Here is a 10,960-nt window from a genome sequence, read left to right as displayed (position 1 = left end):
TTACCAAATTGTGAATCTACTCCGTTTAATCCCAATTTTTGATAATTCCGTTTCTACTTGGGGACTAGAAGCCCGATTATTACGCTGGCTAACATTAACGTGGATGTTTATTGGCTTAATTATCCTCTTTTCCGCATCCTATCCCGTTGCTGATGAACGTCAAGGTGACGGTTTATATTATTTCAAACGGCAAATTCTTTGGGCTATAGCTTCTTTAATTATTTTCAACATCATTGTTAATTTGCCATTGCGGAAAATTTTGGGAGTATCTCATTGGTTTTTAATATTTTTCCTGATGTTAATTTTTCTGACCTTAGTACCAGGATTAGGAAAAAAAGCCTTTGATGCTGCTAGGTGGATATCCGTTGGACCAATTCCTATCCAACCATCAGAACTAATTAAACCTTTTTTAGTTTTACAAAGTGCGACACTTTTTGGAAAATGGGAAAAACTGCGTTGGGGAATTCGTTTATCTTGGCTGGGTGTTTTCGGTCTTGTCCTCTTAGGAATTCTTGCCCAACCTAACTTAAGTACAACAGCACTTTGCGGCATGACAATTTGGTTTATTGCCCTAGCAGCAGGAATACCATATAAATACTTGGGAGGAACAGCCTTTGGTGGGGTAATGTTAGCAATAATCAGTATTAGTATCAAAGAATATCAACGCAAACGCATTATGTCCTTTATGAATCCTTGGGCTGATGCCACAGGAGATGGTTATCAGTTAGTACAAAGTTTATTAGCTGTAGGTTCTGGTCAAACTTCGGGGGTTGGTTTTGGACTTTCTCAACAAAAGTTATTCTATTTACCAATTCAAGATACTGATTTTATCTTCGCCATTTTTTCGGAAGAATTTGGTTTTATTGGCGGTATTTTACTATTACTAATGTTAGCAATATTCGCTACTTTAGGATTAATTATTGCCCTCAAATCCAAGAATCTGACATCTCAATTAGTGGCAATTGGTGTAGTAGTTGTTATGGTTGGGCAATCATTATTACATATTGGCGTAACTACAGGCGCTTTACCAACTACAGGCTTACCTTTACCCATGTTTAGTTATGGTGGTAATTCAATGGTTGCCAGTTTGATATCTTCTGCTTTATTAATTCGCGTAGCGAGGGAAAGTAGTGAAGCCGACGTAGTTCCATTACGAAAAACACTATCTGAAAATCAGACAAGAAGACGATTTTTTTAGCTTAACCGATTAGTATTGGGATTACTCTAGTACCGCAGTGCGGAATTAAAAATTAAAAATTAAAAATTAAAAAAGCAGATTACACAAGCTTTTGTCAAATTTTTAATGGTTGATTGACTTACGCCGTTGTGTACTAGTTTAGATTTAGTAAGAGAGTTCCAAATAAAAAAATCTCAAATTTGTTAAGTTCATGAATTTTAATGATAACACTGCAAATATTTGTGATATAAATATAAAATACGGTATTCCTACTTAAAAACCGTAGATTATTTGCAGAGGTGTAGCACCAGTGGGTATAGTAGTTGAAAACGTCTCTAAACAATTTGGTAGTTTCCAAGCAGTTGAACAGGTAAATCTGGAAATTCAGAGTGGTTCTCTGGTGGCTTTACTTGGTCCATCTGGATCTGGTAAATCTACCCTATTGCGATTAATTTCTGGTTTAGAAACACCAGATACAGGTAAAATATTTCTGACAGGTAAAGATGCTACTGATCAAAGTGTACAAGAAAGAAATATTGGCTTTGTCTTTCAGCACTATGCCCTATTTAAACATTTAACTGTTCGCAAAAATATCGCCTTTGGCTTAGAAATTCGCAAAGCCCCCAAAAAGAAAATTCAGGGAAAAGTAGAACAGCTATTGGAATTAGTGCAATTAAGTGGATTAGGCGATCGCTATCCTTCACAGCTTTCCGGTGGACAAAGACAACGGGTAGCTTTAGCCAGAGCATTGGCCGTAGAACCCAATGTACTATTATTGGATGAACCCTTTGGCGCTCTTGATGCCAAAGTCCGCAAAGACCTACGAGCTTGGTTACGTCGTCTCCATGATGAGGTTCATGTTACCACAGTTTTCGTCACCCATGATCAAGAAGAGGCAATGGAAGTTTCTGATGAAATCGTGGTCATGAATAAAGGCAAAGTGGAACAAGTAGGAACACCCGCACAAATTTATGATCATCCCGCATCTGCATTTGTGATGAGTTTTATTGGTCCGGTGAATGTATTACCCAGTTCTGCCAAAATCTTTCAAAGTAGCGGTTTTGAATCAGCACATCCAGAAACATTTTTGCGTCCCCAAGATATCATCATTGAAAACGTTGCTAATGGAACAACAGTACCAGCTATAGTCAGCAGAATCATTCATTTAGGTTGGGAAATTCAAGTTGAATTAACCTTAGATGATGGACAAGCAATGACAGCCCATTTAACACGGGAACGGTTCGATGAACTAAAATTAGAACCCCAAGAAAAGGTTTATGTTAAACCTAAAGATGCTAAATCTTTTCCACTTTATTATTCAATTTAGGACGCAGGGAGCAGGGGGAAATTTTTTCCCCTTACTACTGACCACTGACCACTGACCAATTAAATCAGAGATTTTGATTTTTCAGATGCTTTTCCTAATCCTACTAACTGGTAACTAAGATCCCACATCCGCTTGCCTTTTTCGTCGTCTCGTGCTTGGGGAGAGACTTTTTGCCCAAAAGATGCCCGATCTTTCTTTTGACGATTTCCCCAACTCCAATAAATCCCAGATTGTTTGTATTCAGGATCAGCAACTACCATAGCAACGCGCTCTCCTGATAATTCCTCGGTGACAAATCCTCCAGTAATATACTTTTGGAACAGGGGGAAAATTTTCTGGAAGAGAGGATAGTGATTGCGGAATAAAGCCGTTGTCGCTACACAACCAGGATAGAGAGAACTGAAAGTAATCCCGGTGGACTCATGAAAACGGTTATGTAGTTCCCGCATGGTGAGAACGTTACATACTTTACTATCTTTGTAGGCTTTGACTGGTTCAAATTGCTTACCGTCAATCATTGTAATTGGATTTTGGAAACCCGCTGCAAAACCTTCAAAATTGCCTAAATCTGGACGAGGAGGAATTTTACCACCCAATTCATCTGGGTTGTGGGTAACAGTTCCCAAAATTACCAATCTTTTATCAGCGGCAGGTGATTTTTGTAAATCTGCCAACATCAAATTGCACATCAGAAAATGTCCGAGGTGATTTGTGGTAACGGTTAATTCAAATCCTTCGGGAGAAAATAACGGTTCTTTGATTAAAGGCATATAAATGGCAGCGTTGCAAACCAAAGCTTCCACGGTTTTGCCAGTTGCTCTGAAATTGTTGACGAACTGTCGAACGCTTTCTAAAGAGCCTAAATCAATTTGCATGAGTGTATAGCTATTTGCAGGCATTCCGACACTCTGGGCAGCTTTCTCGGCTTTGATTAAATCACGACAAGCCATAATAACGTGCCAGTTTCCTTTGTCAACGAGAGCCTTGGCTGCTTGCAAACCGACTCCAGAAGAAGCACCTGTGATGATTGCTGTTGACTTACGATTTTGTTCCATCTGTTGGGACTCCTTTAACTATGCGTTGATTCAAAATCAGTTTATGTGATTTTGATGATCTCATACTTTTGAAACTTATATAATAATCCTCAATGAGTAGTGAACAAAATGTAATCAATCATAGATAATAACGATAAATAAACACATTTTCAAAACCTAAATGCAGGGATCTAGCATTCCTAAACCCCTAATCCTCACCTCTGACTGTACTATTGTTATGCGAATTTAGCTAATAACTCCTCACGAGATAATTGTAGAAGTAAAGGAGTAAATTCTTCTCTACTCATGGCAATTAGAGGATTGATAATTCTTTGTAGCTGAGAATCAATTTGACCAAAACGCACTTGCAGGATACTTTCAATCATAGCGCGTCGTTCTCTTTCTACCCCTGCTTGGAGTCCTTCTTGTCGTCCTTCCTGAAGTCCTACATGAATTCCTTCCTGAAGTCCTTCTTGTCGTCCTTCTTGTCGTCCTTCTTGTCGTCCTTCTTGTCGTCCTTGTTTTTTCAGTTCTTCTAATTGTTGCTGATAAATTTCCGATAATTTCATAATCAACTCCTGATCATCTTTATCAATATCTTGTTCTTGACGCTGACGAGCCGATAACACAGCAATTAGGTTATGTACTAATTGTATAATATCCGCGAGAAAAGGACTATCATTAGCCAGTGTTTCTAGTTCTTCCACCGCTTGTCTTTGCACTTTTCCTTTTCCTAAAACCCTCAAAAACAGTGTTTCTGGTGTAATAGGGAGTTGGTGAATGGCAATAATGATGGTTTTGAATCCTTCTCCAAAAAAATAAATCCCTTTTCCCCAGTTTTCCTCATCCGTAGTCCCATTAAAACTGGCTAGGAGTTCTATTGATGCTGTCGGAGTAAAAATCCACAGCCGAGGTAATTCTGCTTCATTTATTCGCGTATTATTGCGGTTAGATTGCCGTTCTAAGTCAGCATGGATGTCAAATAATTTACCCATACAACTGCGAATTTCACTTTTGCTGACAGCATTGCGAAATGGTTCAAATATAGCATATTTTGTGGCCATTCGCCCTAGTAATCCGAGTCTTTCTAGGCTTTGTGTGGGTTGAGGTGAGGGGATAAATAAAACGTCAATTTGTCTAACTTCTGCGGTGATATCTTTGCTGGTTTCTACTTGTCCATAAGGTGTTAATAGTTCCGTGAGATATTGCTTGGCGAATTGGTCATGTATAAAGCGAGTCATTTAATTTGATTTTGACTAATACAGAAATATTAATTTAACATTCTTTGGATCATGATGATTCCTATTGAGAATATAGGGGTTGACGATGTAAACCCCTACAAGTGAAAAACTAAGCCATTTTAGGTTTTTGTAAATGCCAATTAGTTGATTGTTCATAGGCATAAGCTACTTGAAAAAGTTGCTCTTCTCCTAGCACTTTACCAACTATTTGCAGTCCAATGGGTAAACCTTTACTATCAAAACCGCAAGGTAAACTGATTCCTGGTAAACCAGCTAAATTAGCAGGAATAGTCATTAAATCATTTAAATACATACTCAAAGGATCAGTAGTTTTTTCTCCGGCTCGAAATGCGGTGGTAGGTGCAGTGGGAGAAATTAAAACATCTACTGTTTTAAAAGCTTTTTCAAAGTCTTGTTTAATGAGAGTGCGGACTTTTTGTGCTTTCAAATAATAGGCATCATAATAACCAGCGGAAAGGGCATAAGTACCAATCATAATCCGGCGTTTGACTTCCGCCCCAAAACCTTGAGAACGAGTTTTGGTATACATTGATAAAAGATTGTCCGCATCAGGGGAACGCAACCCATATTTAACGCCATCGTAACGCGCCAAGTTAGCTGATGCTTCCGAGGGGGCGATAATGTAGTAAGTTGGTAAACCATAGCGGAAACTGGGACAGGAAATCGGATGAATTTCTGCACCTAATTCTTGCAGTTGTTCAATGGCTTTGGTGACAGCGGCTTCTACTTCTGGATCTAAACCTTCACCAAAGGTTTCTGTAATGACACCAATTCTCAATTTCTTCCTGACTTTGAGATCCGGTTTTAAACTAGCCGCATAGTTAGGAATGGCAACTTTGAGACTGGTAGAGTCTTGCGGATCATAACCGGCGATCGCACTTAATAATATAGCCGCATCTTCTACACTCCGTCCAAAGGGGCCAATTTGGTCTAAAGATGAAGCATAAGCCACTAAACCATAACGGGAAACTAACCCATAAGTCGGTTTCATGCCCACAACACCGCAGAAGGACGCAGGTTGCCGAATTGAACCCCCTGTATCCGAACCCAGGGAAACCACACATTCATCGGCTGCTACGGCTGCTGCTGAACCACCGGAAGAACCACCAGGAACACGGGATAAATCCCAAGGATTAGCGGTAACTTGGTAAGCGGAGTTTTCAGTAGAACTCCCCATAGCAAACTCATCTAAGTTGGTTTTACCTACCATGACACCCCCAGCGTCAGCTAGTTTTTGGGTGACGGTGGATTCGTAAGGTGGGATAAAATTTTCCAAAATCCGGGAAGCACAGGTGGTGACAATCCCCTTGGTACACAAATTGTCTTTAATGCCGATGGGAATCCCCGCTAAGATGCCAATTTCTTCTCCAGCAGCGACTTTTGCATCCACAGCTTGAGCTTGTTTTAAGGCTTGTTCTGTCGTGACAGTGAGGAAACTGTGCAATTTGGGTTCTAACTCTTGAATGCGATTTAATGCTTCTTGGGTAATTTCAACGGCAGAACGTTCTTTACTAATTATCTGTTCGTGCAACTCGCGGATGGATGCCATAATTGTTCTCTTTATGATTCAAGTCATTGATTTTAGCATTTACAGGGCTGGGGTTTGGGGAATTTGCGTCTGAAGTTACAGCGAATTTTTTTCTCACGCAGAGGCGCAGAGGCGCAGAGAGAGTTTTGAGAGTTTAGTTATACTAAAAATATTAGTTATGGTTGGATAATTAGTTTATAGTTTATTGAGAAAAGCTAATTTTAATATGCCGGCAAAGGACATCTATCACAATGCTGTTAAAAATGCCTTAATTCAAGAAGGCTGGATAATTACAAATGACCCTCTACATTTAAAATGGGGTCAAAAAGATATGTATGTAGATTTAGGAGCAAAACAACTTTTAGCGGCAGAACAAGGAACTAGAAAAATTGCCGTAGAAATTAAAAGTTTTGTCAGTCCTTCGGAAATGGCTGATCTTAAAGATGCTATTGGTGGATTTGTTTTATATCGTGCTGTTATGAATCGTCTAGAACCTGATAGAATATTATATTTAGGAGTGCGTGATACTGTATTCACAGATTTATTTGAAGAACCAATTGGTAAACTTTTAAGAGAAAGCGAAAATCTAAATTTACTTGTTTTTAATTCTGATACTGAGAGGATTACCCAATGGATACCTTAGATAATTATCGCCGGGTTATTAAAGAAGTGTTAATACCTTATACACAAATTCCTTACTCCTATGGAGTGATTGAATGTAAAACAGTTTTTGATGATGAAAATGATAGCTATTTATTAATAACTCTTGGTTGGCATGATCATAAAAGAATTCATGGTTGTCTGGTGCATCTTGATATTATTGATGGTAAAATCTGGGTACAAAGAGATGATACAGAAGATGGTGTTACCTATGAATTAGAAGCAGCCGGAATTCCTAAAGATAAAATTGTTTTAGGTTTTCACCCGCAAAATGTTAGGCAACATACGGGATATGCTGTGAGATAAAGTGCTTTAGTAAAAAAGAAATTTTATTGACTAGATCAATTTGAAATTATTTATGCCTACACCTGCTACAAGTGATTTACCTAAACCAAAATCTTGGGACGAGTTTGAGGATATTGTGTGGGATATTTACATACGAAAATTGCAAGATACCCATGCTCAAAGATATGGAAGAAGTGGACAGCAACAGCATGGAGTGGATATTTATGGACAACAGCATGGATCTTGTATCTACACAGCTATTCAATGTAAACGCTATGAAGATAAGAAGCTAAATACAGAGACAATTGTCACTGAGCTAATCAAAGTTAATAGCTTTACATCTCCAATTAATGAATACATTATTGCAACCACAGCATCAAGAGATAAAAATGTTCAAGATACTGTTCGATATTTGAATGTAGAACGTCAATCAGAAGGAAAGTTTTTGGTTTATATAGTTTTTTGGGAGGATATATGTAGTTATTTAGCAGAACCAAGTAATTTTGACTTACTCAAAAAATACTATTGTGGATGGGAAAATGTATTCTTGTGTCAAAATCAATTAGAGGAACAAAAACTGACATCCATTAAATATCTTCTGGCTTTGGATATACAGAAGGATTGTCTTTTACTTCAAGAGCTTTTAGAACATGATGAGAAAACTTATCTATCGGAAAAGTGGCAATACTGTCTTAGTCGTAATCGAGATATTTGGCAGAATATAGAATTTCGCTTACTTCTAACACAACATAATAGTAGCTTAGTTCAGAGTATTCAAAACTTTTATCAACATCTAGATTTTATTGAGGATAGTTGTAAAAGCTTACTGGGTATAAAGGAAAAAATTTTACCATTTGAATTAAAAAAACAGAAATACGTTGGAACAATTCGCTTTGATGATAACATGAATCCACCTCCTTGGACTAAAAATCTCTTTACAGAAGCAGATGCAATTTCTCTTCTTAATGGGAAAAAAGTTACTGCTATGCGGTTTATAAAGTTAAAAGAAAAAATTAAGACAACTTTTGAGTTAGGTAATCAAATTGCTTCCGCACTGAGTATGAGTATTTCTACCTCTGGCGAGGGTTAATAAACAACAATGAGATTGCCTATCTTGTAGCTTGAATTAAAGAAAGCAATCTGTGGAGGAATAGCGATCGCTAAATCCAACCTTAAATAAAATAGAATAAACTCAACTATACCATCACAATATGTTCTACAAAATTCCACTACTGCTTACACCTCAACCAGAAGGAGGATTCACTGTAACTTCTCCACTATTACCAGAATTGATAACTGAGGGAGATTCTATGGATGAGGTTTTAGCCAATGTTAGAGATGCTTTTGAAGCGGTTCTTGAAACATATCAAGATTTAGGTAAAGAGCTTCCGCTTAACCTACAATCTGTAGACCAAAACTCACCAGCTTTAATAGAAACAATTATCTCCATCAGATGAACTATAGAGAAGTTGCGAAGAAATTATCTAAACTTGGATGTGAAGAAATCCCCAGACGTGGTGGAGGTTCACATAGAAAGTGGTTTAATGCAATTACTCAGAAAGCAACTGTAATTCCTGATTGGAGTGGCCGCGATCTAAAATTAGGAACGTTACGCGCAGCCATAAAACAACTAGGAATTGAGTGGGCTGACTTTGAAGAAGTATAACAAATTATAGCGACAAATTACTCCATTCTTATGAATGACAAACTCCAGACCGAAAAAGATAAGCTCCAGACAAGCACTAATATGGAGATAAATCAAGAAACAGAGAAGGAAGAGGTTCTCTGTCCCCATTGTCTACGCACTGCTACAAATGGTATTAAATGTAAGGGTATCTGTGTGGCAGATAATGGCTATTAAGGTGTAAATAAACAAGTTTTACAAAGCTAAGTAGGGTCTGCGGAATAAACCTATAACTGAGATATATCAAGAGTTGGAAGGTAAAAAAGGTGAAACAAGTGCAAGGAATAAGCATTGAAACTACCAAAACCCTATCACTTGACCAAATTCAAGACTATTCTGATCTTCTTCTAATTCTTCCTCCTGACTCCTGACTCCTGACTCCTGACTCCTGACTCCTGACTCCTGACTCCTGACTCCTGACTCCTGACTCCTGACTCCTAGCCCTCACAGATAACTTTTTCAGCAACCCCTAAGTAATATGGTTAAAATAGTTTCTCGTACTTATGTCGGTCAAGCCAATGTTTATGATATTGGTGTGGAAAGTGACCATAATTTTGTGATTAAAAATGGTTTTATCGCTTCCAATTGTTTTAATAAATCCCACTCGACAGCTTACGCTTATGTAACTTACCAAACATCATATTTAAAAGCAAATTATCCATTGGAATATATGGCGGCATTGTTAACCGCTAACAGTGGGGATACAGACAAAGTGCGGAAGTATCTTGATAATTGCTCTAATATGGGGATTGTTATTGATGCCCCAGATGTGAATCGCTCTGGTTTAGATTTTACCCCGGCAGGTGAGAAGATTTTATTTGGATTTTCGGCAGTGCGGAATGTGGGACAAAATGCGATCGCCTCAATTTTAGAAGCGAGGGAAGAATCAGGAGAATTAGTCCCCTTTAAATCTTTGGCGGATTTTTGCGATCGCGTTGATTTACGTGCCATGAATCGGCGTACTTTAGAATCATTAATTAACTGCGGAGCTTTTGACAAAATTCAAGCTAATCGCAACCAATTAATTCATGATTTAGAATTAGTTTATGAGTGGGCGCAATCCCGTGCTAGAGACAAAGCTAGTGGACAGGGAAATATATTTGATTTATTAGGAGGTGGATTTGCAGGTAATAATAATCAACCCCAAAAGAATGCTTATGAATCTGCACCTAAAGCTCCTCCTGTCAATGATTTACCACCTCAAGAAAAATTGAGAATGGAAAAAGAATTATTAGGATTTTATCTCTCAGATCATCCTCTTAAATCCATCAGACAATCATCCTCCGTCCTTGCACCTATTAACCTGGCACAATTGGGAGAACAAAAAGATGATGCTATCCTTTGTGCAGTAGTAATGTTGAATAATGTGAAAAAGGTTGTCACCAAAAAAGGTGACTCTATGGCAATTTTGCAAGTTGAAGATTTATCTGGATCTTCGGAAGCTGTGGTTTTTCCTAAAACCTATGAGCGCATTAGTTCCGTTTTAGAAGTTGATGCCAGATTAATTATTTGGGGTAAAATAGATCGCCGTGATGATCAAGTTCAATTTATCCTAGAAGACGCGGAAACTGTCGAAACAGTAAAAATGATTTTAGTGGAACTGAGTCCACAACAAGCCGGGACAATTGAAGAACAACATCGTTTGAATACAATTCTCAAATCACAAGCTGGGGATAAGGATAAATCAAGAATACCTGTAATTGGTATTGTTCAAGCCGGAAATCACCGGGAAATTGTCCGCTTTGGGAGACAGTTTTGGGTACAAGATTCAGGAACAGCAGTGCAAGCATTACAAAACGGTAAATTCCGCGCTGATATCAAACAACTAACCAGCGGTTAAAAGAATGCAGAATTTAGAATTTAGAATTTAGAATTACGTTTTGCAACGGGGATTTTGCCCCGACGCAAAACCCGCTGCTTGTAGAAGCAGGGGACTTTAACCCCCAAAGGTAAGTTAAAGCATAATAGACATCTGGTGAGAATTAAATGTACGTGACTTGAAA

Annotated in this window: 12 protein-coding genes; 9 read left to right on the top strand and 3 right to left on the bottom strand. The window is 38.2% G+C overall.

From position 1 onward, the window contains the following. Positions 1-10 precede the first annotated feature (10 nt). Both FJR08_RS07065 and FJR08_RS07060 read left to right on the top strand, forming a co-directional pair. On the top strand, positions 11-1,198 hold the full coding sequence (locus FJR08_RS07065) for an FtsW/RodA/SpoVE family cell cycle protein (protein WP_041457580.1): 1,188 nt from the start codon (positions 11-13) through the stop codon (positions 1,196-1,198). 289 nt (positions 1,199-1,487) lie between these two features. Next, on the top strand, positions 1,488-2,504 hold the full coding sequence (locus FJR08_RS07060; protein ID WP_015078462.1) for a sulfate/molybdate ABC transporter ATP-binding protein: 1,017 nt from the start codon (positions 1,488-1,490) through the stop codon (positions 2,502-2,504). Positions 2,505-2,563: 59 nt separating this feature from the next. Here FJR08_RS07060 and FJR08_RS07055 read toward each other — a convergent pair whose 3' ends face one another. From FJR08_RS07055 to gatA, 3 genes are all read right to left on the bottom strand, one after another. After that, complete coding sequence (locus tag FJR08_RS07055; RefSeq protein ID WP_168632679.1) at positions 2,564-3,559, bottom strand: protochlorophyllide reductase; 996 nt, start codon at positions 3,557-3,559, stop codon at positions 2,564-2,566. Between the two features lie 215 nt (positions 3,560-3,774). Continuing rightward, positions 3,775-4,779 carry a hypothetical protein gene (locus FJR08_RS07050; protein ID WP_015078464.1) on the bottom strand — a complete coding sequence of 335 codons (1,005 nt, stop codon included), beginning with the start codon at positions 4,777-4,779 and terminating at the stop codon, positions 3,775-3,777. Positions 4,780-4,888: 109 nt separating this feature from the next. Continuing rightward, positions 4,889-6,349 carry an Asp-tRNA(Asn)/Glu-tRNA(Gln) amidotransferase subunit GatA gene (gatA, locus tag FJR08_RS07045; RefSeq protein ID WP_015078465.1) on the bottom strand — a complete coding sequence of 487 codons (1,461 nt, stop codon included), beginning with the start codon at positions 6,347-6,349 and terminating at the stop codon, positions 4,889-4,891. 205 nt (positions 6,350-6,554) lie between these two features. On the opposite strand from gatA, the gene FJR08_RS07040 reads away from it, so the two are divergent. The 7 genes from FJR08_RS07040 to FJR08_RS07015 all read left to right on the top strand — a co-directional run bounded on the left by FJR08_RS07040 (position 6,555) and on the right by FJR08_RS07015 (position 10,797). Continuing rightward, positions 6,555-6,971 (top strand): XisH family protein, encoded by a 417-nt coding sequence (locus tag FJR08_RS07040; protein WP_028089927.1) that lies wholly within the window; start codon positions 6,555-6,557, stop codon positions 6,969-6,971. Next, on the top strand, positions 6,959-7,294 hold the full coding sequence (locus FJR08_RS07035) for a XisI protein (protein WP_015078467.1): 336 nt from the start codon (positions 6,959-6,961) through the stop codon (positions 7,292-7,294). The genes FJR08_RS07040 and FJR08_RS07035 overlap by 13 nt, the downstream gene beginning before the upstream one ends. A gap of 52 nt (positions 7,295-7,346) precedes the next feature. Beyond that, entirely contained in the window at positions 7,347-8,363 is a 1,017-nt protein-coding gene (locus FJR08_RS07030; RefSeq protein WP_168632678.1) for a restriction endonuclease, read from the top strand. A 121-nt stretch (positions 8,364-8,484) separates the two neighbouring features. Continuing rightward, positions 8,485-8,730 (top strand): type II toxin-antitoxin system HicB family antitoxin, encoded by a 246-nt coding sequence (locus FJR08_RS07025; protein ID WP_015078469.1) that lies wholly within the window; start codon positions 8,485-8,487, stop codon positions 8,728-8,730. Then, positions 8,727-8,939, top strand: coding sequence for a type II toxin-antitoxin system HicA family toxin (locus FJR08_RS07020; RefSeq protein ID WP_015078470.1), 213 nt, complete (start codon positions 8,727-8,729; stop codon positions 8,937-8,939). The genes FJR08_RS07025 and FJR08_RS07020 overlap by 4 nt, the downstream gene beginning before the upstream one ends. Positions 8,940-8,969: 30 nt before the next feature. Continuing rightward, positions 8,970-9,134 (top strand): hypothetical protein, encoded by a 165-nt coding sequence (locus FJR08_RS23140; RefSeq protein WP_217357489.1) that lies wholly within the window; start codon positions 8,970-8,972, stop codon positions 9,132-9,134. A gap of 301 nt (positions 9,135-9,435) precedes the next feature. After that, positions 9,436-10,797 (top strand): OB-fold nucleic acid binding domain-containing protein, encoded by a 1,362-nt coding sequence (locus tag FJR08_RS07015; RefSeq protein WP_168632677.1) that lies wholly within the window; start codon positions 9,436-9,438, stop codon positions 10,795-10,797. Positions 10,798-10,960 lie beyond the last annotated feature (163 nt).

Origin of the sequence: Dolichospermum sp. UHCC 0260 (assembly GCF_009711985.1) — a bacterium.
GTDB classification, from domain to species: domain Bacteria; phylum Cyanobacteriota; class Cyanobacteriia; order Cyanobacteriales; family Nostocaceae; genus Dolichospermum; species Dolichospermum lemmermannii.
Note: the sequence above shows the minus strand (reverse complement) of the source record. Positions and strands in the feature narration are given on the sequence as shown.